25 protein-coding genes are annotated in these 21,396 nt (G+C 68.4%); 15 read left to right on the top strand and 10 right to left on the bottom strand.

Features of this window, described 5'->3' with window-relative positions; translation table 11 throughout:
• Positions 1 to 2 precede the first annotated feature (2 nt).
• Entirely contained in the window at positions 3 to 1,796 is a 1,794-nt protein-coding gene (locus QQX02_RS03645) for an ABC transporter ATP-binding protein (protein ID WP_301141283.1), read from the top strand.
• 69 nt (positions 1,797 to 1,865) lie between these two features.
• Here the strand turns inward: QQX02_RS03645 and QQX02_RS03640 are convergent, their stop codons facing one another.
• Entirely contained in the window at positions 1,866 to 2,108 is a 243-nt protein-coding gene (locus QQX02_RS03640; protein WP_301141281.1) for a hypothetical protein, read from the bottom strand.
• 199 nt (positions 2,109 to 2,307) lie between these two features.
• On the opposite strand from QQX02_RS03640, the gene ychF reads away from it, so the two are divergent.
• Complete coding sequence (ychF, locus tag QQX02_RS03635; RefSeq protein WP_301141280.1) at positions 2,308 to 3,393, top strand: redox-regulated ATPase YchF; 1,086 nt, start codon at positions 2,308 to 2,310, stop codon at positions 3,391 to 3,393.
• A gap of 109 nt (positions 3,394 to 3,502) precedes the next feature.
• Here the strand turns inward: ychF and QQX02_RS03630 are convergent, their stop codons facing one another.
• Entirely contained in the window at positions 3,503 to 4,264 is a 762-nt protein-coding gene (locus tag QQX02_RS03630) for an alpha/beta hydrolase (protein ID WP_301141279.1), read from the bottom strand.
• 106 nt (positions 4,265 to 4,370) lie between these two features.
• On the bottom strand, positions 4,371 to 4,955 hold the full coding sequence (locus tag QQX02_RS03625) for a dihydrofolate reductase family protein (protein ID WP_301141277.1): 585 nt from the start codon (positions 4,953 to 4,955) through the stop codon (positions 4,371 to 4,373).
• A gap of 117 nt (positions 4,956 to 5,072) precedes the next feature.
• On the opposite strand from QQX02_RS03625, the gene QQX02_RS03620 reads away from it, so the two are divergent.
• Both QQX02_RS03620 and QQX02_RS13405 read left to right on the top strand, forming a co-directional pair.
• Positions 5,073 to 5,597: a winged helix-turn-helix transcriptional regulator gene (locus tag QQX02_RS03620; RefSeq protein WP_301141276.1), complete on the top strand. Its 525-nt coding sequence runs from the start codon at positions 5,073 to 5,075 to the stop codon at positions 5,595 to 5,597.
• Between the two features lie 145 nt (positions 5,598 to 5,742).
• Positions 5,743 to 6,129, top strand: a complete 387-nt coding sequence (locus QQX02_RS13405) for a pentapeptide repeat-containing protein (RefSeq protein WP_367304226.1) — start codon at positions 5,743 to 5,745, stop codon at positions 6,127 to 6,129.
• Between the two features lie 77 nt (positions 6,130 to 6,206).
• On the opposite strand, the gene QQX02_RS03615 is transcribed toward QQX02_RS13405, so the two are convergent.
• The 3 genes from QQX02_RS03615 to QQX02_RS03605 form a co-directional block, all read right to left on the bottom strand.
• Positions 6,207 to 6,944, bottom strand: a complete 738-nt coding sequence (locus tag QQX02_RS03615) for a class I SAM-dependent methyltransferase (RefSeq protein WP_301141275.1) — start codon at positions 6,942 to 6,944, stop codon at positions 6,207 to 6,209.
• A 35-nt stretch (positions 6,945 to 6,979) separates the two neighbouring features.
• Entirely contained in the window at positions 6,980 to 7,786 is an 807-nt protein-coding gene (locus QQX02_RS03610; RefSeq protein WP_301141274.1) for an alpha/beta fold hydrolase, read from the bottom strand.
• Between the two features lie 169 nt (positions 7,787 to 7,955).
• Positions 7,956 to 8,873: a pseudouridine synthase gene (locus QQX02_RS03605; protein WP_301141273.1), complete on the bottom strand. Its 918-nt coding sequence runs from the start codon at positions 8,871 to 8,873 to the stop codon at positions 7,956 to 7,958.
• Positions 8,874 to 9,009: 136 nt separating this feature from the next.
• On the opposite strand from QQX02_RS03605, the gene QQX02_RS03600 reads away from it, so the two are divergent.
• The 7 genes from QQX02_RS03600 (at position 9,010) to lepB (ending at position 14,709) form a co-directional block, all read left to right on the top strand.
• On the top strand, positions 9,010 to 9,399 hold the full coding sequence (locus QQX02_RS03600; RefSeq protein WP_301141272.1) for a DUF2510 domain-containing protein: 390 nt from the start codon (positions 9,010 to 9,012) through the stop codon (positions 9,397 to 9,399).
• 119 nt (positions 9,400 to 9,518) lie between these two features.
• Positions 9,519 to 10,868: an alpha-amylase family glycosyl hydrolase gene (locus tag QQX02_RS03595; protein WP_301141271.1), complete on the top strand. Its 1,350-nt coding sequence runs from the start codon at positions 9,519 to 9,521 to the stop codon at positions 10,866 to 10,868.
• Positions 10,869 to 10,957: 89 nt separating this feature from the next.
• A complete protein-coding gene (locus QQX02_RS03590) occupies positions 10,958 to 11,821 on the top strand; it encodes an AraC family transcriptional regulator (RefSeq protein WP_301141270.1) in 864 nt (287 codons plus the stop codon).
• A 36-nt stretch (positions 11,822 to 11,857) separates the two neighbouring features.
• A complete protein-coding gene (locus QQX02_RS03585; RefSeq protein WP_301141268.1) occupies positions 11,858 to 12,406 on the top strand; it encodes a DUF421 domain-containing protein in 549 nt (182 codons plus the stop codon).
• Between the two features lie 70 nt (positions 12,407 to 12,476).
• A complete protein-coding gene (locus tag QQX02_RS03580; RefSeq protein WP_301141267.1) occupies positions 12,477 to 13,577 on the top strand; it encodes a magnesium and cobalt transport protein CorA in 1,101 nt (366 codons plus the stop codon).
• Positions 13,578 to 13,665: 88 nt separating this feature from the next.
• Positions 13,666 to 14,241, top strand: a complete 576-nt coding sequence (locus QQX02_RS03575) for a DUF6448 family protein (RefSeq protein WP_301141266.1) — start codon at positions 13,666 to 13,668, stop codon at positions 14,239 to 14,241.
• 9 nt (positions 14,242 to 14,250) lie between these two features.
• Positions 14,251 to 14,709, top strand: a complete 459-nt coding sequence (gene lepB / locus QQX02_RS03570) for a signal peptidase I (protein ID WP_301141265.1) — start codon at positions 14,251 to 14,253, stop codon at positions 14,707 to 14,709.
• Here lepB and QQX02_RS03565 read toward each other — a convergent pair.
• Positions 14,666 to 15,343 carry a Crp/Fnr family transcriptional regulator gene (locus tag QQX02_RS03565; RefSeq protein ID WP_301141263.1) on the bottom strand — a complete coding sequence of 226 codons (678 nt, stop codon included), beginning with the start codon at positions 15,341 to 15,343 and terminating at the stop codon, positions 14,666 to 14,668. The genes lepB and QQX02_RS03565 overlap by 44 nt on opposite strands.
• An 82-nt stretch (positions 15,344 to 15,425) precedes the next feature.
• Between QQX02_RS03565 and QQX02_RS03560 the strand changes: the two genes are divergently transcribed.
• Entirely contained in the window at positions 15,426 to 15,929 is a 504-nt protein-coding gene (locus QQX02_RS03560; protein WP_301141262.1) for a toxin-antitoxin system HicB family antitoxin, read from the top strand.
• A gap of 13 nt (positions 15,930 to 15,942) precedes the next feature.
• Here the strand turns inward: QQX02_RS03560 and QQX02_RS03555 are convergent, their stop codons facing one another.
• A complete protein-coding gene (locus QQX02_RS03555) occupies positions 15,943 to 16,482 on the bottom strand; it encodes a CGNR zinc finger domain-containing protein (protein ID WP_301141261.1) in 540 nt (179 codons plus the stop codon).
• Positions 16,483 to 16,520: 38 nt separating this feature from the next.
• Here QQX02_RS03555 and QQX02_RS03550 point away from each other — a divergent pair, with 38 nt between their 5' ends.
• Together QQX02_RS03550 and QQX02_RS03545 are read left to right on the top strand one after the other, a co-directional pair.
• On the top strand, positions 16,521 to 17,519 hold the full coding sequence (locus tag QQX02_RS03550; RefSeq protein WP_301141259.1) for an EamA family transporter: 999 nt from the start codon (positions 16,521 to 16,523) through the stop codon (positions 17,517 to 17,519).
• A 38-nt stretch (positions 17,520 to 17,557) separates the two neighbouring features.
• Positions 17,558 to 18,277: a class I SAM-dependent methyltransferase gene (locus QQX02_RS03545; protein ID WP_301141257.1), complete on the top strand. Its 720-nt coding sequence runs from the start codon at positions 17,558 to 17,560 to the stop codon at positions 18,275 to 18,277.
• A gap of 9 nt (positions 18,278 to 18,286) precedes the next feature.
• Here the strand turns inward: QQX02_RS03545 and QQX02_RS03540 are convergent, their stop codons facing one another.
• Entirely contained in the window at positions 18,287 to 18,631 is a 345-nt protein-coding gene (locus tag QQX02_RS03540; protein ID WP_301141256.1) for a DUF952 domain-containing protein, read from the bottom strand.
• Between the two features lie 93 nt (positions 18,632 to 18,724).
• Complete coding sequence (locus QQX02_RS03535; protein ID WP_301141254.1) at positions 18,725 to 19,207, bottom strand: SRPBCC family protein; 483 nt, start codon at positions 19,205 to 19,207, stop codon at positions 18,725 to 18,727.
• Between the two features lie 180 nt (positions 19,208 to 19,387).
• Between QQX02_RS03535 and typA the strand changes: the two genes are divergently transcribed.
• A complete protein-coding gene (typA, locus tag QQX02_RS03530; RefSeq protein ID WP_301141253.1) occupies positions 19,388 to 21,289 on the top strand; it encodes a translational GTPase TypA in 1,902 nt (633 codons plus the stop codon).
• The last annotated feature ends 107 nt before the right edge of the window (positions 21,290 to 21,396 follow it).

Here is a 21,396-nt window from a genome sequence, read left to right as displayed (position 1 = left end):
TGATGAGCACCACGGCAGACGTCAACACCTTCGAGAGCACGCCGGAACCGACCGGGCCCGTGCTGTCCTTCGACAACCTCGACGTGAGGTTCGGCACCGAGTTCGGCCATGTTCACGCCGTGAAGGGGATCTCGATCGAGGTGCACCCCGGCGAGGTGCTCGCCTTGGTCGGCGAGTCCGGATCCGGCAAGTCGGTGACCTCGATGTCGGCGCTCGGGCTGCTTCCCCGCAACGCACGCGTGGGCGGCGACATCTCCGTGGCCGGCAAGGTCATCGGGTCTCTCAGTGACAAGGGTCTGCGCCAGCTTCGCGGCAACAACGTGGCCATGGTCTTCCAGGAGCCCATGACCGCTCTCAACCCCGTGCTGACCGTCCGCACGCAGATGACCGAGGCGCTCGAGCTCCACGGTCTCGCGTTCGGCAAGGCGGCAGAGGCGCGTGCGATCGAACTGCTGCGCATGGTCGGGATCCCCGACGCCGAGAAGCGCATCCACCAGTACCCGCACGAGTTCTCGGGCGGTCAGCGCCAGCGCATCGTCATCGCGATGGCGATCTCGTGCGACCCGCAGGTGATCATCGCGGATGAGCCGACGACGGCGCTCGACGTGACGGTCCAGGCCGAGATCCTCGACCTGCTGCGCTCCCTCAAGGACGAGCTCAACACGGGCATCCTGCTCATCACCCACAACATGGGAGTGGTCGCCGACATGGCGGATCGCGTCGCGGTGATGTACCAGGGCGATGTCGTCGAGACCGGAACTGCGCACGATGTGCTCACGACGCCCAAGCACGAGTACACCAAGCGCCTGCTGGATGCGGTGCCCCACCTGGGGCGTCGTGGTGAGACCCCGCCAGTCGTGCAGGGGGACTCGCCTCGCTCGCTGGAGGTGCGTGACCTCGTCGTCGAGTACCACCGCACGGGCAAGGAGCCCTTCCGCGCCGTTGACGGCGTCTCGTTCGACGTCAACCAGGGTGAGATCGTCGGGCTCGTGGGCGAGTCCGGATCGGGCAAGTCGACGATCGCCCGATGCGTGCTCGGCCTGATCCCGGCCGCGTCCGGCACCGTGTCGATTCTGGGGCAGGACATCACCACGATGAAGCGCGCCGAGCTGAAGGCCCTGCGCCGACGCATCGGGGTCGTGTTCCAGGACCCGGCCAGCTCGCTCAACCCCCGCCTTCCCGTCGGCGACTGCATCGCGGAGCCCATGGAGGTGCACAAGATCGGGGACAAGGCCGCGCGCCGCGCCAAGGTGGCGGAGCTCCTCGAGGCCGTCGAATTGCCGCGCAGCGTCGCCAACCGCTACCCGCACGAGCTCTCGGGTGGGCAGCGTCAGCGTGTGTCGATCGCCCGCGCGCTGTCCCTCGACCCGGAGTTCCTCGTCGCGGACGAGCCCACTTCTGCTCTCGACGTGTCAGTGCAGGCCTCCGTGCTGAAGATGTTCACGGCGCTCCAGGAGCGGTACGACTTCGGATGCCTGTTCGTCAGCCACGACCTCGCGGTGGTGGACACGCTCGCTGACCGCGTGGTGGTGCTGAAGGACGGCGAAGTCGTGGAGCAGGGCGACCGGACACAGGTGTTGACCAACCCCACCGAGGAGTACACCAAGAGGCTGCTGATCGCGGCGCCGGTGCCGAACCCTGACGACCAACTGGCGCGCCGCAACGCCCGCTACGAGTTCATGAAGGAGGTCGGCGAGCAGGACCACGGCCTGCACATCGAAGAGGCACCCGAGCGCTCTGACCTCGTACCGCCGGCCGCTACCGCAGAGGCAAGACAGCGGCGGGGCCGCCGCTAGCCCTCCCACGGCTGGGGCCGCGCGACACGTGACCCGAGGCCGCCTTCGGCTCCGGCCGATGCGGGGACGTCAGTCCGTGTTCGGGCTTCCGTCCGGCCGATGCGCGGCGCGCACGGGCGGTGGCAGCAGTGCGGCATCGGGTGCGTCGGCACCGGGCAGGTCGTGCAGATCCGGGATGTGCACCTCGTCGCCGTTCGCGTCGGTGAGCGGCGGACCGGGCACGGGCGACGGAGCGGGCAGGATCTTCTCGGATGCCAAGTGACGGGCCATCTCGGCCTCGCCGGGGTTGAAGATCGATCCGAGTTCGGTCATGCCGTGAGCCTACGCCCGGCCTTTCTGGCGGGCGAGAGAGAACCCAGCCCCCGCATCGGCCGCCGTTCCCGCTTTCACTGCGAACCACTTCTGGACCGACACGCCGTCCGACGCCCGTCAGGAGCCCGAGCTCTCGGGGTGTCGGAGCGAAAAGTGGTTCGTAGTGCCGGGAGGGCGGTGGCAACTAGACTTGTCGACCGTGGCTCTCACTATCGGAATCGTCGGACTGCCCAACGTGGGCAAGTCCACCCTGTTCAATGCTCTGACGCGGGCGGAGGTGCTCGCCGCGAACTACCCGTTCGCGACCATCGAGCCCAACGTGGGCGTGGTGCCGCTGCCGGACGAGCGGCTGGGCCGCCTCGCCGAGGTGTTCAAGAGCGAGAAGGAGCTGCCGGCCACGGTGTCGTTCGTCGACATCGCCGGCATCGTGAAGGGCGCGTCCGAGGGCGAGGGCTTGGGCAACGCGTTCCTCGCCAACATTCGCGAGGCCGATGCAATCTGCCAGGTCACGCGGGCGTTCGACGACACCGACGTCACCCGCGTCGACGGCTCCACTGACGAGGCGGGCGACCTCGAGACCATTTCGACCGAGCTGATCCTCGCAGACCTCCAGACCCTCGAGAAGGTGATCCCGCGCCTCGAGAAGGAGGTGCGCACCAAGAAGGGCCCCGCCGAGCAACTCGCCGCCGCCAACCAGGCCAAGGAGGTGCTCGAGGCTGGCCAGACGCTGTTCGCCGGCGCCGCCGCGGCAGGCATCGACACCGCAGAGCTGCGCGAGTTCAACCTGCTCACCACCAAGCCGTTCATCTACGTGTTCAACACGGACGATGCGGGCCTGATGAACGAGGAGAAGAAGGCCCGGCTCGAGGCGCTCGTCGCGCCCGCCAAGGCGATCTTCCTCGACGCCAAGTTCGAGTCCGAGCTCATCGAGCTCGACGAGGCCGAGGCCCGCGAGATGCTCGAGTCCACCGGCCAGACTGAGTCCGGGCTGTCACAGCTCGCGCACATCGGCTTCGACACCCTCGGACTGCAGACCTACCTGACGGCCGGTCCCAAGGAGTCGCGCGCGTGGACCATCCGCAAGGGCTGGACTGCACCGCAGGCCGCCGGCGTGATCCACACCGACTTCGAGAAGGGCTTCATCAAGGCCGAGGTCGTGGGCTTCGACGACCTCATGCAGTACGGCTCGATGGCCGATGCGAAGGCCGCCGGCAAGGTGCGCATCGAGGGCAAGGACTACGTGATGCACGACGGCGACGTGGTGGAGTTCCGCTTCAACGTGTAGGTCCGTGGTGGTAGCCGCGGTCCTGACCGCCGAAACCCAGTGGCCATCCGGGCCCTAGCGATCGCCAGCCGGACTCACCGCGAACGCACTGGCGAGCACGATAGCCAGCTCAGCGCGATTCAGCGGAGTAATGGCGGATCTCCGACTCAAGCACATCGACGGTGGCATCGAGGGCCGAAACCATGGGCCAGTGGCCACTGAGGATGTGCTCGCGCCGCCAACCTGCGGCCGCCTTGGCTATCTTGGGAGCGCCCATCCATGCCTCGTCGAAACCACCATGGGGCGTGAGGGCGACGTAGGTCGAGGGCTGGCGTTCCGCTGGTTCGGACAACTGAGCGGGGTCAAGTACTGTGCGTCCGGGATGAGCCGTGAACTTGGACGCAAGGCGATCGCGGTCACGCGGAGAGAGATCAGTCTCGTAGTCGAGCATCTCCCGAGTCGGTGCATGCCAGAGGTTGCCCGCTGCCTCGATGTCGGCGCGCTCCTGCGCGCGCTCGTCGTCCGAACCGCCCCAATCGTCGAGCAGCGAACGCCCTGGCCTCGGCACGAATGCGCCCAGGTGGATCAGGCCGCTGACCTGCTCGCCAAGGCGGTCCGCGGCCGACGCCGTGACCATGCCGGAGTAGGAGTGCGAGACCAAGACCGCAGGGCGCGAGCTGCCTCGATGGACGTGATCGACGAGCTGCTGGACGTGATCGTCGAGTCGAACGGCAGCGATGTCCGCGTCGGACTCGCCTGGTCCGAGACCTTTGAGGGTGATCGTCTCGGCGTCGAGACCTCGGCTGCGCAGCGCCTCCGCCGCCGGCTCCCACACCCAGCCTCCCATCCATGCCCCGGGAACCAGGACGACCTTCGCGCGAGATGCGATCATGATCAACTCCAAACTGGGTGTCGTGAGGTGCTGGCCGAAAACCCCGAACTGCCTCCGAATGAGCGTGCGGGCCCGTGCCGTGCGCTCCGCCCCGGTGTCCCGCGCACTACGGCTGAACCTTTGCCGACGGGGCCGTCGTGACGTCGTACCGGAGCTGGATCATGCCGTTGTCGAACCGCTGCTCATGCCTCAGCGCCAGTTCGAGCCGGTGATCGGGCAGGAAGCGCAGTCCGCCGCCCACGACCACGGGGCACAGGAGGACGTCGATGCGGTCCACAAGTCCGTGCCGGATCGCCTCGGCAGCAAGAGTGGGGCCGTCAACGGTCACGTTGCCCGACACATCGGCCTTGATTTGCGCGACCTCCGCGGGGTTGAAGCGCGAGCGCAGTTGCGTGCGAGACGTGTGCACCGTCTCGAGAGTCCGGGAGTACACGACCTTGTTCGCGCTTTGCCAGATCTGGGCGAACTGCGTGGACTCGGGGGACTGTCCAATGATCGCGGGGTCGGTCTCCCACACCGCCATCATCTCGTACATTCGCCTCCCCAGCAGGTACGTGTCGACCGCCGAGGTCTCCTCGTTGATGGCGGCGAGGACCTGCTCATCGGGCCGCGCCCAGGAGGCGAACTCGCCCTGACTGTCTGCGACATAGCCGTCGAGAGACACGTTCATCGAGTACACCAGCGTGCCCATAGCTCTCCTTCGATCTCGGCCGGCATGAAACCCCTGCTCGGCGCAGCGATGCGATCCTCTTCGTTCCGGACCAGTTGCTTTTCAGGATCAGTATGCACGTTACCTTAGACTGCTTGCATGTCAAGATCAGACGGCGAGATCGCGCTGCAGGTGGACGAGGGTCGGTCGGGGTGCCCGATCAACATGGCGGTCGAGGTGCTCGGGGACCGCTGGACCCTCGTGGTGCTGCGCGACATCACCTTCGGTGGTCACCGGCGCTTCCGAGAGCTGATGCGTCATTCCGTGGAGGGGATCGCGTCCAACGTCCTGGCAGACAGGCTCAAGCGGTTGTCGGCGATCGGCCTGCTCAGTCGTCACGGAGACCCTCGCCATCGACAGATGGTCGACTATCGCCTGACCGAACCGGCGATCCAGCTGGTTCCGGTGATGGCCCAGCTTGGTGCCTGGGGATCGAGGTGGCTGCCTACCTCAGCTGAGCTCGCGATCCGTGCTGAGGTACTCGCTGAAGGCGGCCCCGAACTGTGGTCACGGTTCATGGATGAGCTGCGCGACGTGCACCTGGATGGACAAGCACCGCTGAACGACGGCGTGCTGGCAGACCTGACCGCTGCGTACGAACGCGTCGCATCCTCGCGAGGGTAGCGAGTTCGCCGCAATGGCGGAAGCCGAATCGCGGTCGTCGCCGGCGACAGCGGGGCGCGGGGACGGTCGGACCCCTCGCCATGTCCTCACGACGCGCAGACAGCACTCGTGAGTATGCTCCGCGCATGAGTCGAAACGGACTGACATGAGCGATGTCCGGCGTGCGCTGGCGAGTGCTGGCTACGGAGCCACCATCAGTGGTCTTGATGCGTCAAGCTCCGCGCTGGAGTCGTTGGCAGGGCCGGGACTGCTGTGGCTTGACCGCTCCCGTTTCGCGGGCGCGGATCTCCGTCAGGCCACCCTGGATGGCTGGCACTTCAAGCTGTGTGACCTGACGGGTGCGAACCTGCGAGGCGCCTCCCTCCGCGGTGCCTCGTTTGCGGGTTGTGATCTGACAGGGGCTGACCTGCGCGACACCGATCTGACGGACGCTCGATTCGAACCGGTGGGCGCAGGCCGTGGCGCTATCGCGACACGGCTCGACCGCGCGATGGTCGATCCCGGCGTGAAACTGTCTCCACCCGGGTCTTAGCCCGAGCGAGAGAGTTGATCGCCTGAGGCTGGCCGACTACGGAACGTGGTGGAGTTCCGCTTCAACGTGTAGCGGTGCTACGCCTCAAGAACGACGAACAGGAACGCCAAGAAGCGCGGGTCGTCACGGTCCTTGAAGAAGTCCGGGAACTCCTCGATGGCCTCCGGCGCGGGTCCGGGCTCTCCGACGTGCGTGATGCGGAATCCGGCGGCGAGGAATGACTGGAGCATCGTGGAGAGCGAGCGGTCCCAGAACGTCAGGTCGACGCTCTCCCCGGCGATGTCGCTCTCGTGCCGGCTGCGCGTGGCGAAGTAGTTGGTCTTCTCGCCCTCGTGCTGCGCGGAGAGCCACATGGCGAAGGGGTGCTCCACGGAGAGGATCACGCGTCCCCCTGGCTTCAGCACCCGTTTCATCTCCGCCAAGGGATACGTCCAGTCCTCGAGGTAGTGCAGCGCCAGCGAACTCACCACGTCGTCGAACACGCCGTCGTCAAAGGGGAGCGGATCCGCCAGATCGGCGACCCTCAGGTCCACGTCCGGCCCCAAGCGTTCACGGGCGATGTCGATCAGTGCCGGGCTGCCGTCGATGCCGACCGCCGTCGCGCCGCCGTCGATCAGGTCGACGAGGGTGGGACCGGAGCCGCACCCGAGGTCCAGGACATGCCTGCCGGCGACGTCCCCGAGCAGCTCTCGGATGGCGGGGCGGTTGTAGTACTCGTTGAGAAGGCTCGAGTCATTCTCGGCCGTGTAGGCCTCTGCGACGGCGTCATATGCGGCAGCGCCGCTGTGTCCTGGGCTAGGTGAGTGTGGGGACATCCGGCCACCGTAGCCTGGGGCAAGTCCAGGGTCAGTCACGCACCTCGAGCCGCCAGCAGAAACCCCAGCGCGAGGTGCGCAGTCGTTGACGACGTGCTCGTGCGCCCGTGACCCCAGCCCGGGTAGACGTGCGCACGGCCGTTCTGGACTCGTGCCGCGGTCTGCTCGAACAGTTCGCGACTATAGAACACGTCCTTGGCGCCGCCGATCACCAAGGTGGGCGCGCTGACCTCGGCCAGCTGCTCACCAGCGTCGAAGGCATCCTCTGCATCAAGGGTGACCAGCAAGTCGTTCGGATCCTCTGGCGCGCTCGACCTCATCAGTACGCGAGCAACGGGGAGCATGGGACTGCGCAGGGGAGCCGGCATCATCGCCGTCCACATCTGAGCCCAGCCTGCGGCTGCATCGCCGGCCCGCGTGAGGCGGGCCATCTCTTGCTGAATCTGCCGGCCCCTGGATCCGAGTCGGTAGGCAGAGGCGATCATGACCAGTGCGCTGACCAGGTCCGGCCGGTCCACGGCCAGCTGCAGCGCGACGGATCCGCCGGTACTCGTGCCCGTCAAGAACACGGGGCCACCGAACTCTTCCTCGATTCCCGTCGCCAAGTGTCCGGCAATGTCCGACATCGTCTCGCCCGGCTCAAGGCCCTGCTTGCGGTTCACCACGTACACGCGGAAGTCGCCACCCCACACCTTGGCGCTCGACATCGCCATCCGGCGCTCCATGCCGCTGGGTGCCTCGTGCGTGGGGGTCAGACCGAGGGCGGACACCAGGGGTGGACCGTGACCGGCCGCGAGGTACGGGCTGCCTCCACTCAGCACGCCCGTCGACACCTGAGCCATGGCACGCTCCCTTCGCCGGCACACGGTTCTCGCCATTCCGGTGCGCTTCCATCAAACGCCTGTCGCACCGCGGTGTCCATTGGGACGAGTTCCAGTCCGATGGCAACGCCGTCGCCGTCTGGCGTCGTGCCGCACCACGCGTGCCGAGTGCCTGGCGTGGAACGTGAGGCTAGGTCGAAGGCCACGCGAGCGGACGAGCGCTCGAGTAGTCTCGCTGGCTGCCATCGATGGGGTCTTCGAACCGCAGCCGCCGCGCGACGAGCTGCAAGGGGTCGGTGAAGTCGTCTGGCGCGACGTCCACGATGGATGGGTACAGGGAGTCACCCACGATCGGTAGCCCCAGAGCCGACATCTGCACGCGCAGTTGGTGGGTCTTGCCCGTCGTGGGAGTGAGCCGGTAGCGCGCGAAGCCGCCGCGGACCTCCACCACCTCGACGAGGGTCTCCGCGTTGGGCTCCCCCGGCACAATCTGGGCCTGAATCACCCCCCTGCGCTTCTCGATCCGACCTGTGAGCCGGCGCGGAAACTCGAGCGAGGGGTCGTAGCGCGCGATGGCCTCGTATGTCTTGTGCGCGCTGCCGGATTGGAACACCCCCTGATAGGCGCCGCGGTACTCGCGGCGAGCAGACAGCACCAGCACGCCGGCGGTCAGGCGATCCAGCCGATGCGCGGGGGCCAGCTCAGGAAGGTCCAGGGCCAGTCGTGCCTTCACCAGAGCGGTCTCGCTCACGTGCGCCCCGCGTGGCGTGGTGGCCATGAAGTGCGGCTTGTCCACGACGACGAAGCGCTCGTTCACGTCCAGGATGTCGAGAGGGAAGGGCGCCGGCGTCTCCGGTGCGAGCGGGCGATGGAACCACACGAAGGTGTGGGGCCGGTAGGCCTCGTCCCCGCCCCACGGGCGCCCGGCAGTGTCGACGAACTCGCCCGCCTCCAGCATCTGGTCGACCATGGCGCGCGCGGGCAGCCGAGCCGCGAGGAAGTCGCGCATCGTCGCCCACGGAGCTGGCGCATCGGCCGCGGTGCCCGGCGTGCGTATCCAGGCCGCGTCGAGCCCGTGGCGCTGTGGCAGGGGAGAGCGCGGGGGCATCAGCTACGGGTCTCGGAGGCGAGCAGGGTCACGACGAGCATCGTACGGACTGGGGTGCTCCTCGCTAGTCTCTCCTTGACTCGACAGTGGGCACTGCAACGCCAGGCCCGGAGTCTCGAGACGAGAAGAGGGCATCGTGGCGAACGCTCAAGCGGGCTGGTACGACGATGGTTCCGGACAGCAGCGGTGGTGGGACGGCCAGACGTGGACCGACGACTTCCGGCCTTCACCGACTCGCGCAGGCGGGCTGACGGGGGTGGTGAATCGCATCGAAGCGGACGCCGCCGCAGGGGCTCAGCCGCGTCCGGGGTCGCACGGGGCGAGCTACGTGGTGCTCCAGGTGGTTCTCAAGGAGAAGATGTGGAGCGCGGGATCGGGAAACCTCACCGAGCTCGAGAAGGCCATCAATGCCCAGGCCGCGCTCGGGTACCGACTGCACACGATCACGACGGCTGCGGCGGGGAGCTCCGGCTTCGGGGGAGGGGATCGGATTCAGGCGACGATGGTCTTCGAGAAGCTCTCGTAGGCGACTGACGCGGTCGCGGTGCTCGCGATCGTTCTGTGTCAGGCTGGCGTGGAGTCCCGCGTCAACGCGTGAGCCGGCCGAGGCGCGCCGTCGGGACCCGAGCGAAGGGCGTGAGCACTGTGAAGGAACCTGACTGGGTTGAGCACGCCATCTGGTGGCAGGTGTTCCCGCTGGGGTTCACCGGAGCGGAGAAGACCGCCACTGCGGAGCCCGCGGAACCCCACCGACTCCTGGACCTGGTGCCGTGGCTCGACTACGTCGTGGAGCTCGGTGCATCTGGCCTGGCGCTCGGCCCCATCTTCGCGTCGGAGACCCACGGCTACGACACCACCGACTACTTCCGGGTCGACCCCCGGCTCGGCACGGAAGAGGACGTCGACACCCTGATCGCGGAGGCCCACCGGCGCGGGCTCACCGTGCTCCTCGACGGCGTCTTCAACCACGTGGGCAGGTCCTTCGGCCCCTTCCAGGAGGTGCTCGCCCACGGCCCAGCGGCCGACGCGGGCGCGTGGTTCTCCTTGCAGTGGCCCGAGGGCGCGGGGCCGGGCGACGAGCCCGAGTACCGCGACTTCGAGGGGCACCATCACCTGGTGGCGCTCCGGCACGACGAGCCGGCCGTCGCCGACTTCGTCGTCGAGGTCATGGAGCACTGGCTGGCACGCGGCGCCGACGGCTGGCGGCTCGACGCGGCGTACGCCGTTCCGTCGTCGTTCTGGGGTGAGGTCACGGCGCGTGTGCGGCGGAGCCATCCCGACGCCTACTTCGTGGGCGAGTACATCCACGGTGACTACGCGGCGGAGGTCGAGGCGGGCGGCCTCGATTCCACGACCCAGTACGAGCTGTGGAAGGCCGTCTGGAGCTCGCTCAACGACGCGAACTTCTACGAGCTCGCCTCTGCCTTCGAGCGTCACAACGCTCTGCTCGCCGCCTACGCGCCGCTCACGTTCATCGGGAACCATGACGTCACCCGCATCGCGAGCAGGCTCACCCACGCCGCGCTCCTGCCTCACGCCGTCGTCGTCCTCTTGACGGTGGGCGGTACGCCGTCCATCTACTACGGCGACGAACAGGGCTACCGGGGCGTCAAGGAGGAGAGGGAAGGGGGCGACGACGAGATCCGGCCCGTCTTCCCGCCGTCCCCCGACGACCTCTCGCCGCTCGGCCGCCCGGTCTTCGCGCTGCATCGCGAGCTCATCGGGATCCGCCGACGGCACTCGTGGCTTCACCGCGCGACGACGGAGGTCCTGCAGCTCACGAACGAGGTGCTCGCGTACAGGGTCGCGTCCGGCGACGATGCCCTGGTGGTGGCGCTCAACCTGTCGCACGAGCCGCAGCAGGTGACGGCACCGGGTGCGCGCGAGGTCCTCGCCGGCGAGGCCACGATCGACTCCGACGCGGACTCGGCAGAGATTCCGGCACGAGAGTGGGCCGTGCTCGGCCCGCGCAGCGACGAGGACGCCTCCGCGTAGCCGGACGGGTCGCACCGATCCCATCGGGCCAGGACTATCGGGTCAGGGCCGCGCATCGCGGCGACGATGGAGCGTGAAAGGAGGACCCCATGATTCGCACTCTCAACGCCCTCGTCGACCTCGTCGAGCAGGACACCGGCGATGGTGTCGATGTCGCAGCATTCGCCCGAGAGCACGGCACGACGGAGTACCACCTGCGCCGGATGTTCTCGGCCCTGTCGCAGATGCCGCTGTCGGAGTATGTCCGTCGTCGGCGCATGACCCTCGCCGGCGCCGTCCTCGTGTCCAGCGACGTCAGCATCCTGGATGTCGCCGTTCGCTACGGCTATGGCTCGGTCGAGGCCTTCGGCCGGGCGTTCAGGTCGGTGCACGGCGCCGGTCCGGCCGACGTGCGCCGTCATGGTGGTCCGCTCACCACACAACCCATGCTCAGGTTTCGCCTGAGCGTCGAAGGGAGCACCCCGATGGACGTCACCATCGCCCACCGACCTGCATTCACGCTCGCGGGACACGCGGCCCAGGTTCCGCTCATTCACGTCGGCGTCAACCCGCACATTCAGCGCCACATCGCCTCGATCGCTCCAGAGGAGCACGCGCGACTGAAGGCGCTGGCGGACACGGACCCCGCGGGGATCCTGGCCATCACGAACGATGTGGAGCCAGATGCGCCAGAGGGGTCGCTTCTGACGTACCTCCATGGTGTCGCGGTGAGTGCCTCCACCGAGGCGCCCAGCGACCTCGACGCGATCGAGCTCGAGGCCGGGACGTGGGCGGTCTTCCGCGCCAGCGGCCCGTTCCCGGATGCCCTGCAGCAGCTGTGGGCGTCGACCGCCACGGACTGGTTCCCCTCGAACCCATGGAGGCAGCGGCCGGGCCCGTCGATCGTGCGCTACCTCGACCTCACTGAGACGCACGTGGACTGTGAGCTCTGGCTTCCCATCGAGAAGTCATGAGCGGTGGGTCCGCGCCGTCCGTGACAGGGTGATCGCATGGACATGAGCTACTTCTGGACCGGCTGGTCCCCCATCTGGCACACCCTGCTGGTCGGCACCGTCGGCTACCTCACGCTGGTCATCCTCCTGCGCGGGACCGGACCCCGCACCATGGCGAAGATGACCCCGTTGGACTTCATCATCGCGGTGACTCTCGGCTCAGCGTTCGGCCGCGTCGTCACGGCATCGGACGTGGGCCTCGCCCAGGCGGTCGTCGCGTTGGTGCTGTTGGTCGGGGTGCAGTGGGCCCTCGCGTCGATCCGCGCGAAGTGGCCTGCCATGCGGCGCGTGCTCGACACGCCCCCGGTGCTGCTCTACTACGACGGCGACTTCCAGTCGAAGGCCCTGCACAAGCATCGGCTCACCGAGGCAGACGTGCACTCCGCCGTCCGCCAGTCCGGCCACGGTTCGCTCGACAGCGTGCAGGTGGTGATCCTGCACCAGGACGGATCGCTGGGGGTGATCGCCGAGGGATCGATGGGTGACGGCTCAAGCCTGCTGCCTTACGTCGAGCGCCACCAGGGCGATTCCGGCAACGCCGCTTAGCCGGGGACTATCGCGCACGCGGCTACCGTTGTCGCATCGTCTGATGCACGCCGATGCCGAGGAGACACGCATGAGCAGAGTTCGCGACAGGGCCAGCCGCCTGGCAGGCAGGCGGCGCTCCGCGGTGCCCACCACGGCCGATGCGGCCCACGGCTCGGACGTCGGCCTCACCCGATTCGTCAAGGAGGGTCGCTCGACGCCCGCGCCCCGAGGGACCTCGCCTGCGGACGCACGAGAGTACGGAGCGGCAGCGCCCGAGCAGATGGCACTCCTCCTCTATCCGGACCCGAGCGCGGCGGCAATCCGCGACCTGGCCGAGGCCTGGGATCTCCACCCGATTCTGGTCGAGGACCTTCTCCACGCCGGTCAGCGGCCCAAGCTCGAGCGCTACGGCGACGTCCTGTTCCTGGTGGTGCGCTCAGCGCATTACGACGACGAGCGCGAGGAGGTCGATCTCGCCGAGTTCCACGTGCTGGTCCGTCCGGGGGCGGCGGCCGTGCTGTGTCAGGACGGCGTGTGGATCGACGGCACGACGGCCGATGCAGTGGCGGGGTCCGATGCCGGCCGCATCCTGGACTCGCTGCTCGACGGCGATCTCCTGCACCTGGGACCGGAGGCGATCGCCTATCGACTGCTCGATGCCATCGTCGACGGCTATGCGCCCGTGCTGCACGAGGTCGGGATCGACAAGGAGCAGATCGAGCGGCAGGTGTTCAGCGGCGACGCGGCCGTGGCCGAACGGATCTATCGCCTCACCCAGGAGGTCATCGACGTCCAGCACGCGACCTCGTGGCTCGTCGAGGTGCTGGATGGACTGCGCGGCGGATTCCGCAAGCACGACGTCGCCGAGGAGCTCCAGACCTATCTGCAGGACGTCGAGGACCATCTCGACCGCATCGGCGCTCAGACCGCGGAGTACCGCGAGGCACTGACGCAGATCCTCAGCGTGAACTCCACCCTGGTGGCGGAGCGTCAGAACGAGGACATGAAGAAGATCTCGGGATGGGCGGCCATTCTGTTCGCCCCCACGCTCGTCGCCGCGATCTATGGCATGAACTTCCAGCACATGCCGGAACTGCACTGGTCCTTCGGGTACCCCCTCGCGCTGGGTGTCATGGTCGGGTTCTCGGTCGTGCTGTATCGGGTCTTCAAGGCCAAGCGCTGGATGTGAGGCCGGTACCTGCGCGCTTGACGTGCGTCAAGGCGCTGGCGCGCCGCTCTCCGTAGCGTCAGGGGTATCACCTACGAAGGAGAACCCCATGATCACCATGCGCATCACCGACCTGCTCGCCTCGCTGCGCCCCGTCACCGTCGAGGCCCACTGCGACACCGCCGACGGCCCCGCGGCGAAGGCTGGCCGCACTGCGTTGGAGACCGGCAACATCAACCATGCGCTCGCGTGGATCCCCGCCGACGGCGAGGCCGAGCTCCGCGACGTGTTCGCCAAGGCCCTGCAGGTCCGTGCGCTCGGCACTGGCGCGGCCGAGGTCGCAGACCGGCTCTTCCTCGAGACCCTGGTAAGGATTCACCGCATGGGCGAGGGCGTGGCCTTCACCGGACTTCAGGCGCCCGGTACCGCGATCGACCCGGTGGTCGCCGCGGCCGACGAGGCCATCGCGGTGAATTCGGACGCTGAGCTGCTGACGATGGTGCCCGACGAGCGCCGAGCGGAGCTCCACGACCGCTTCCACGCCGCGATGGCGGCCAAGGACTTCGACGTGGACGACGTCGTGGCAGGACGGCGGTACCTCGCCGCCTACGTCCACTTCTTCAAGTACGCCGAGGGCGAGGACCACGATCACCACGCCCACGCCGAGGACGCCCACCAGCACTGAGGTGTTGTCGTGACGCGTCTTGCCAGGGTCGTGGGGGAGTCCATGGCCCCCACGTACCGCCCGTCCGACCTGCTGCTCACGCGGCCGGCCGGACGCGTCGGCGCCCCCGCAGCGCGCGGAGACGTGGTGGTGTTCCGTCATGGCGGGCACCGGATGATCAAGCGCGTGGTCGGTCTTCCCGGCGATCTCGTCGCTCTCGAGGCCGGACGCCTGAGCATCAACGGCGTTGCGCTCGCGGGGGGACGTGCAGTGCGGGGAGCCTTCACGCAGTCGTGGTCGGTGCCGGCCTTCAGCTACTTCATGGCGGGCGACGACCCGGAGACGTCGGACGACTCCCGGGTGTGGGAGAACCCCTTCGTCGCTTTCGGGAGTGTCGACGCCGTGGTCGTTCGGCGGCTGCCGTGGAACCGTCGTGCACGCACCCTCAGGCTCCGTCGGACAGGCGCTGCAGCGGCGCAGGCTGCGTGATCGATATCGACCGCCCCGCGCCCACGGAGATCAGACCCTGGGCCGCCAGGCTCGTGAGTGCACGGCTGAGGCTCTCTGGCGTCGTGTCGATGAGAGACGCGACGTCCTTCTTGGCCATGGGCAGGTCTACTGTCGCCACCCCATCGCGCCGGGTGGCGGGCAGGCTCAGCAGGTAGTCGGCGACGCGGCTCTCGACCCCGTGCGATGTCAGCGAGGTGAGTCGTCTCTCAGTGACCGCGAGCCGCTCGCTGACCGTGGCGAGCATCCGCATGCCGATGCCTGGATGCTGCCGGATCAGCGCCTCCAGATCCTCGTGGCGGAACACGCACACCTGGCAGTCATCCATCGCCGCTGCGTAGTCGGCTGGGCTGCGTCCGGTGAGGATCGACGTCTCGCCGGTGAATTCGCCAGGACCCAGCACGCGCACGATCTGCTCTGCGCCGTCGGCGGACAGCCGAAAGATCTTGAGGTGGCCCGTGTGCAGCACGATCAGGCGCGACCGTTCGTCGGCCGCGGAGTAGGCGAGCTCCCCTGCGGTGAGGCGCGTGGATCGCGCCAGCCCGGCCACCGTCCGCTGATCGTCCTCCGACAGTCCGGCGAAGACGGGGACGCGGGAGACGCAGGTGTCGGCCATCTTCGAAGAGTAGCCGCGACGGCCCCACCGGCCAGGGCCGCCCCCACTAGCGCTGGCGTCACAGCGGTGTCATGATGACACCATGAACATCGAGCGCTATTCAGACCAGTTGACCCAGCAGTTGGACAAGGCTGCCGCCACGGGCACGCCGAAGGTTCGCGAGGCGGCGGCGATGCTGGCGTCCTCCCTGGAACCCGCGACGCGTCTGGTCCTCGTGGAGGCGCTTGCCGACGCCGCGGGGGAGATCTCGAGAGAGCTCGCGCCTGGGAGCGTCGAGCTGCGCGTGCGGGGCAAGGGCGTCGACTTCGTCGTCGTGGCGCCGCCGTCCGCACTCGAGCACGACGCGACCGCGGTGGCGGAGGCTCAGGCGGAGGTCGCGAGCCTTGCGGGGGAGCCCGCGTCACGCACGACGCTGCGCATCCCCGATGAGCTCAAGCAGCGAGCCGAGACGGCGGCGGCGGCCGAAGGCCTGTCGCTGAACACGTGGCTCGCACGTGCCGCCGCGCTGCACCTCGAGCAGGGAGTGAGATCGCGTCGCGGCCGGGCTGCCGCGCGCATGACGGGGTGGGCCAAGGAGGCCGACTAGCGAGCCAGGTGGGTCACGACTCGTCGTCGGCCTGTCGCGCACGGTAGGCGGCCTGGGCGGCACGGTTGGTGCACGTCACCGAGCAGTACTTGCGCGATCGGTTGCGCGACAGATCGAGGACGATGCCGTCGCAGTCCTCCATCTCGCAGCGCCCGAAGCGGCTCATCTCGTCGGCACGGATCACGTCGATCATCGCCATCGCGGTCTCCACGAGGATGCGCTCGTGCAGGGGGCGGTCGTCCGAGGTCGCGTGGATGTGCCAGTCGACGTCGCCGTGCCGGACCAGTTGGGGGAGTGCGGACTGCTCCGCGAGGATCGCGTTCACCAGCGGGACCGCCTCGTCCCTGCTCGCGGTGAACAGTGCGCGCAGTCGAGTCCGGATGCCGCGCACCAGCTCGAGGTCGCCTGGCCGCGCCGGCGGGCCCGTGTATCCGAAGTCCACGAGGAAGGCGTCGAGCGCTTCCGCCGCCACCAGGGTGTCGGGTTCCAGCTCCGAGTTCGCGAGGAACGCCGCGGACTCCAGGGCCTCGATCGTGTCATGTGCGAACGGCATGTTGACACATTATCAAACCGCCGCTAGCGTCATGAGTCATGACCGCTATGACTCATGACCTGACGCGCGAGCGCCTCACTGCGGGGCTGGGGTTCGCCATGGTCTCCGCGGCGTCGTTCGGCTTGTCCGGCTCACTCGCCCGTGGCCTTCTCGACGTGGGATGGTCCGCTGGCGCAGCGACGCTCGTCCGCGTCGCGATCGCGGCCGCAGTGCTGCTGGTTCCCGCGATCATCGCCGTGCGCGGTCGGGGCCACCTGGTGCGCCGCGGGTGGAAGGTCATCGTGGCGTACGGGCTCTTCGCCGTAGCCGGCGCTCAACTGTGCTACTTCCTCGCGGTCGGCTACCTGGACGTCAGCGTCGCCCTGCTCATCGAGTACACCGCACCGGTCGCGGTGGTGCTGTGGATGTGGCTGCGTCATGGCCACCGGCCGACACCGCTGACGGTAGGCGGCGCGGCGATCGCGGCCTTCGGGCTCGCGCTGCTGCTCAACGTGTTCGGCGGCGGCCAGATCTCCATCGTCGGCGTGCTGTGGGCGCTCGCGGCCATGGTCGGCGCCTCCGTGTACTTCATCATCGGCGGGGACGAGAGCAATGGGCTGCCGCCCATCACCCTCGCGGCCGGCGGGCTGCTCGTCGCCCTGGTCGCCTTGGGCGCCGCCGGCGTCACCGGCGTGCTGCCGATGCGCTTCTCGACCGGCACCGTCAGCTTCGTGCAGTTCGACGCCCCCTGGTGGAGCATCGCGATCGCCCTGGGCGTCATCACGGCCGCGGTCGCGTATGTCACCGGCATCGCGGCCACCCGTCGGCTGGGCGCGCGGTTGGGGTCGTTCGTGGCCCTCACCGAGGTGATGGCCGCCACGGCCTTCGCGTGGCTGCTGCTCGGCCAGGCCCCCGCTCCCATCCAGGCAGGCGGAGCGCTGCTGATCCTCGCCGGCGTCATCGTCGTCAAGCTCGGTGAGCGCCCGGCGGCGACGGTGGCCGAGTCCATCGTGGAGGAGCCCGCACTCACTGATCCGCCCGCGCCCGTCCCGGTCTGATCCCTCGTTAGGCGAGGGGTGGCGCCTAGGGTGGCCGCATGACTCATGCGACCTCGTTCGGCGCCGCAGCGGGGGACTACCAGCGCGGCCGGCCCGGCTACAGCGCCGATGCGGTGGCGTGGCTGCTGCCGTCGTCGCCCCGGCGCGTGCTCGACCTGGGCGCCGGCACCGGGAAGCTCACGGCGCTGGTGGTGGAGGCTGCGCCCGACGTCGTCGCGATCGACCCCGACCCGGCGATGCTCGAGACGCTCGCAGCTGCGCTGCCTCAGGTGGCTACCGCGGTAGGGACTGCGGAGTCGATTCCTCTCCCTGACGCCTCGGTCGACGCGGTCGCGGTGGGACAGGCGTGGCATTGGTTCGACGTCGACGCCGCGTCGACGGAGGTCGCGCGAGTCCTGCGACCTGGGGGCACCCTCGGGCTGGTGTGGAACATCCGCGACAGCCGCGAGCCATGGGTCGCGAGGCTGGGAGAGGCGATGCGCGGCTCCGCAGCGGAGCAGCTCATCGAGGGAGCGGGGCCGCGCGTCGGCGCGGCGCTGACCGGCCTCGAGCACGCGACGTGGGAGTGGGCGCGCGGCATGAGCGCCGATGACGTGCGCGCGATGGCGCGCTCGCGAAGCCACTACATCGTGGGCGACGACGCGTACCGGGCCCAGGTCGACCGTGACGTCGAGGCCGTGCTGGCGGGGCTCCCGGACCGTGCCGGTGTCGTATCCCTGCCGTATGTCACGCACGCCTTTCGCGCGCATCGGCCGTAGTGCCCCGCGCTACCAGGCGAACGACTCGTCCTCGAACCGCGCCGGCCGCGCCTCGACCACCCATGCGGGTCTGATGGCGCCGTAGATGTGAGGAAAGAGCTCGCCGGCGCCGCCGTCCTCCTCGCGGATCTCGACTCCGTCGGCGCGCACCGCCGAGGGGTCGATCACCAGCACCACGAGGTCCTCGGGGTCGTCTCCGTGGACGTGCGCGGCCACACGTGAGACCTGGTGAGGGTGCGAGGCGTGGATGAACCCCACGTCCGAGAGCACGTGGCCGCGTGTGGAGATCTCGTAGGAGCCGCTGCGCTCGGCGGCCTCCCAGTCGGAGCGGTGGGCGATGTGGAGCAGTGGCATGCCTCCAGTGAAGCACGAGCGTGCGGCAGCGCCCGGGGAACGCGAACGGCGGGCCCCGATGCGGGACCCGCCGTCAGTGCTGTGCGGTGAGGACTAGATCTGCGGATCGGCGGTGGCGCCGGAGCCACCGCGGATGTCGCCGCGGAAGCCGCCTTCTTCGACGCCGCGCTCCTCGATGAACGTCTTGAAGTTCTTGAGGTCGCCCTTCACCATGGCGTCGTCGACCTGCAGCGCCGCGCCGGCGGACTCCACGAAGCCCTCGGGGTCCCAGTCCAGCGTGAGAGTGATGGTCGTGACCTCGGGGCCCGCGGACCTGAACTCGACCCGACCGCCCTGCTTGAGCTCGCCGATGCTGTGCCACGCGATGTGGTCGTCGGCCACCTGGTCGGTGATCTCGGCGTCGTACTCACGCTCCACGCCGGCGATCTTCGTCACCCAGTGAGTGCGCGAGTCGTCGATCTGCGTGACGGACTCGACCCCCGACATGAAGTGCGGGAAGGACTCGAACTGGGTCCACTGGTTGTACGCGGTGCTGAGGGGAACGTTGACGTCGATCGTGCTCTGTGCGGTGGTCATGGTGTACCTCCTGGACGTGTCCTTCGGCGAAGGCGGGCGCCCTCGCCCTTTCGACAACGTGAGGGGTGCCCCGATTTATTCGCCCAAATCGCCCAAACGGCCCTTCCTCCCGGCTGCCGCTAGACTGGACCGGCGGCGCGCCTGAGCGCCGCCACCCCTTCCTACGAAAAGAGTCCCCGTATGCCCGTGCGCTCCGACCTGCGCAATGTCGCGATCGTCGCCCACGTCGACCACGGCAAGACCACCCTTGTTGACGGCATGCTCGTCCAGGGTGGCGCCTATGGCGACCACGCTCACGTCGAAGACCGCGCGATGGACTCCGGTGATCTCGAACGCGAAAAGGGCATCACGATCCTCGCGAAGAACACGGCGATCCGCTACCTCGGCGAGGCCTCCGAGCCGGGCGGCGTCACCATCAACGTGATCGACACTCCTGGCCACGCTGACTTCGGCGGCGAGGTCGAGCGGGGACTGTCCATGGTCGACGGCGTCGTCCTGCTCGTGGATGCGTCCGAGGGCCCGCTGCCCCAGACGCGCTTCGTACTGCGCAAGGCGCTCGCGGCCCACCTGCCCGTCATCATCGTCGTCAACAAGGTCGACCGTCCCGACGCGCGCATCAGCGCCGTCGTCGAGGAGACCCACGACCTGCTGCTGGGTCTGGCCTCCGACCTGCACGACGACGTCCCCGACCTGGACATCGACGCGCTCCTCTCGGTCCCGGTGGTCTACGCCTCCGCCAAGGCCGGGCGTGCCTCACTGAACCAGCCCGAGGACGGCGGAATGCCGGACTCCGACAACCTCGAGCCGCTGTTCCACACGATCATGGATCGCATCCCGGGGCCGAGCTACGAGGACGACGCGCCGCTCCAGGCGCACGTCACGAACCTCGACGCCTCGCCCTTCCTGGGCCGACTCGCGCTGCTGCGCATCTTCAATGGCACGCTGCGCAAGGGCCAGACAGTGGCGTGGGCGCGTGCCGACGGCTCGCTCACGAGCGTGAAGATCACCGAGCTGCTCGAGACCAAGGGCCTCGACCGCGTCCCCGCCGAGTCAGCCAAGCAGGGCGACATCGTCGCCGTCGCAGGCATCGCTGACATCACCATCGGCGAGACTCTGACCGACCTCGACGACCCGCGTCCGCTGCCGCGGATCACCGTGGACGACCCCGCGATCTCGATGACCATCGGCATCAACACGTCGCCGCTGTCCGGCCGCGTCAAGGGTGCCAAGGTGACCGCCCGTCAGGTCAAGGACCGCCTCGACAAAGAACTCGTCGGCAACGTGTCGCTGCGCGTTCTCCCCACCGAGCGTCCGGATGCCTGGGAGGTCCAGGGCCGTGGCGAGCTCGCTCTCGCGATCCTCGTCGAGCAGATGCGACGGGAGGGCTTCGAGCTCACCGTGGGCAAGCCGCAGGTCGTCACCAAGAAGGTCGATGGCAAGGTCCACGAGCCGATGGAGCACATGACCATCGACGTGCCCGAGGAGCACCTGGGCGCCGTCACGCAGTTCCTCGCCGCGCGCAAGGGCCGCATGGAGTCGATGTCGAACCACGGCACCGGCTGGGTGCGCATGGAGTTCATCGTTCCCGCCCGTGGCCTGATCGGATTCCGCTCGACGTTCCTCACGGAGACGCGCGGCACCGGAATCGCCTCGTCGATCGCTCACGGCTACGCACCGTGGAACGGCGCGATCGACTTCCGCACCAACGGCTCGCTCGTCGCGGACCGCACCGGCGTGGTCACCTCGAACGCGCTGATGCTGCTGCAGAACCGTGGCACGTTCTTCGTCAAGCCCACCGAAGAGGTCTACGAAGGCATGGTCGTCGGCGAGAACTCCCGTGGTGAGGACATGGACGTGAACATCACCAAGGAGAAGAAGCTCAACAACATCCGGTCCGCGACCGGTGATGAGCTCGAGCGCCTGTCGCCTCCGCGCGTCCTGACGCTCGAGGAGTCGCTCGAGTTCGCAGGCGAGGACGAGTGCGTCGAGGTCACTCCCGACAACGTCCGCATCCGCAAGGTGATTCTGGACCAGACGGAGCGCGCTCGCGCGACGTCGCGCGCCAAGCGGCTCGACGGGTAGGTCGGACCGGGCGCCACGGCGCCCTGGCCCGGCGTGACATGCGGCCGATGCGCGGGAGACTGGGTATCGGATTCGTCACGTCTGTCCCAGGTGCCCTGGTCATGTCA

Origin of the sequence: Demequina muriae, from assembly GCF_030418295.1 — a bacterium.
GTDB lineage: Bacteria > Actinomycetota > Actinomycetes > Actinomycetales > Demequinaceae > Demequina > Demequina muriae.
The sequence above is the reverse complement of the archived record's forward strand: the minus strand, read 5'-3'. Positions and strand labels throughout refer to the sequence as shown.

Bases quoted from the DNA above. Each gene is read 5' to 3' on its own strand.
- QQX02_RS03645 (WP_301141283.1), top strand. From the start codon at position 3: ATGAGCACCACGGCAGACGTCAACACCTTCGAGAGCACGCCGGAACCG.
- QQX02_RS03640 (WP_301141281.1), bottom strand. From the start codon at position 2,108: ATGACCGAACTCGGATCGATCTTCAACCCCGGCGAGGCCGAGATGGCC.
- QQX02_RS03630 (WP_301141279.1), bottom strand. From the start codon at position 4,264: ATGATCGCATCTCGCGCGAAGGTCGTCCTGGTTCCCGGGGCATGGATG.
- QQX02_RS03625 (WP_301141277.1), bottom strand. From the start codon at position 4,955: ATGGGCACGCTGGTGTACTCGATGAACGTGTCTCTCGACGGCTATGTC.
- QQX02_RS03620 (WP_301141276.1), top strand. From the start codon at position 5,073: ATGTCAAGATCAGACGGCGAGATCGCGCTGCAGGTGGACGAGGGTCGG.
- QQX02_RS13405 (WP_367304226.1), top strand. From the start codon at position 5,743: ATGAGCGATGTCCGGCGTGCGCTGGCGAGTGCTGGCTACGGAGCCACC.
- QQX02_RS03615 (WP_301141275.1), bottom strand. From the start codon at position 6,944: ATGTCCCCACACTCACCTAGCCCAGGACACAGCGGCGCTGCCGCATAT.
- QQX02_RS03610 (WP_301141274.1), bottom strand. From the start codon at position 7,786: ATGGCTCAGGTGTCGACGGGCGTGCTGAGTGGAGGCAGCCCGTACCTC.
- QQX02_RS03605 (WP_301141273.1), bottom strand. From the start codon at position 8,873: ATGCCCCCGCGCTCTCCCCTGCCACAGCGCCACGGGCTCGACGCGGCC.
- QQX02_RS03590 (WP_301141270.1), top strand. From the start codon at position 10,958: ATGATTCGCACTCTCAACGCCCTCGTCGACCTCGTCGAGCAGGACACC.
- QQX02_RS03585 (WP_301141268.1), top strand. From the start codon at position 11,858: ATGGACATGAGCTACTTCTGGACCGGCTGGTCCCCCATCTGGCACACC.
- QQX02_RS03580 (WP_301141267.1), top strand. From the start codon at position 12,477: ATGAGCAGAGTTCGCGACAGGGCCAGCCGCCTGGCAGGCAGGCGGCGC.
- QQX02_RS03575 (WP_301141266.1), top strand. From the start codon at position 13,666: ATGATCACCATGCGCATCACCGACCTGCTCGCCTCGCTGCGCCCCGTC.
- QQX02_RS03565 (WP_301141263.1), bottom strand. From the start codon at position 15,343: ATGGCCGACACCTGCGTCTCCCGCGTCCCCGTCTTCGCCGGACTGTCG.
- QQX02_RS03560 (WP_301141262.1), top strand. From the start codon at position 15,426: ATGAACATCGAGCGCTATTCAGACCAGTTGACCCAGCAGTTGGACAAG.
- QQX02_RS03555 (WP_301141261.1), bottom strand. From the start codon at position 16,482: ATGCCGTTCGCACATGACACGATCGAGGCCCTGGAGTCCGCGGCGTTC.
- QQX02_RS03550 (WP_301141259.1), top strand. From the start codon at position 16,521: ATGACCGCTATGACTCATGACCTGACGCGCGAGCGCCTCACTGCGGGG.
- QQX02_RS03545 (WP_301141257.1), top strand. From the start codon at position 17,558: ATGACTCATGCGACCTCGTTCGGCGCCGCAGCGGGGGACTACCAGCGC.
- QQX02_RS03540 (WP_301141256.1), bottom strand. From the start codon at position 18,631: ATGCCACTGCTCCACATCGCCCACCGCTCCGACTGGGAGGCCGCCGAG.
- QQX02_RS03535 (WP_301141254.1), bottom strand. From the start codon at position 19,207: ATGACCACCGCACAGAGCACGATCGACGTCAACGTTCCCCTCAGCACC.
- typA (WP_301141253.1), top strand. From the start codon at position 19,388: ATGCCCGTGCGCTCCGACCTGCGCAATGTCGCGATCGTCGCCCACGTC.